The organism is Cupriavidus sp. 05N39 (genome assembly GCF_056397325.1).
Genome location: NZ_JBFTNE010000298.1, coordinates 1 through 497, shown reverse-complemented (window position 1 = coordinate 497; position 497 = coordinate 1). Strand labels below are relative to the sequence as shown.

Below are 497 nucleotides of genomic sequence, written 5' to 3'. Positions count from 1 at the left end.
CTGCCTGGCGCTGAGCAAGGTCTACACGTTCGGCCCGACCTTCCGCGCCGAGAACTCCAACACCACCCGCCACCTGGCGGAATTCTGGATGATCGAGCCGGAAATCGCCTTCGCCGACCTGGCCGAAGACGCGCGCCTGGCCGAGCAGTTCCTGAAGTACCTGTTCCGCGCGGTGCTCGACGAGCGCGGCGACGACCTGGCCTTCCTGGCCGAGCGCGTGGACAAGAACGCGATCACCAAGCTGGAAGCGTTCATCAATGCCCCGTTCGAGCAGATCGACTACTCCGAGGCGGTGAAGCTGCTGCAGAAGGCCGACAAGAAGTTCGACTTCCCGGTCGAATGGGGCCTGGACCTGCAGACCGAACACGAGCGCTGGCTGACCGAGGAGCACATCGGCCGCCCGGTGGTGGTGACCAACTACCCCGAGCACATCAAGGCGTTCTACATGCGCCTGAACGACGACGGCAAGACCGTCGCGGCGATGGACGTGCTAGCAC

1 protein-coding gene is annotated in these 497 nt (G+C 64.4%); it reads left to right on the top strand.

Going from position 1 to position 497, the window contains the following annotated elements:
* On the top strand, nt 1-497 hold a 497-nt coding region (locus tag AC1DN0_RS41390), incomplete at both ends, for an amino acid--tRNA ligase-related protein (RefSeq protein ID WP_477146652.1).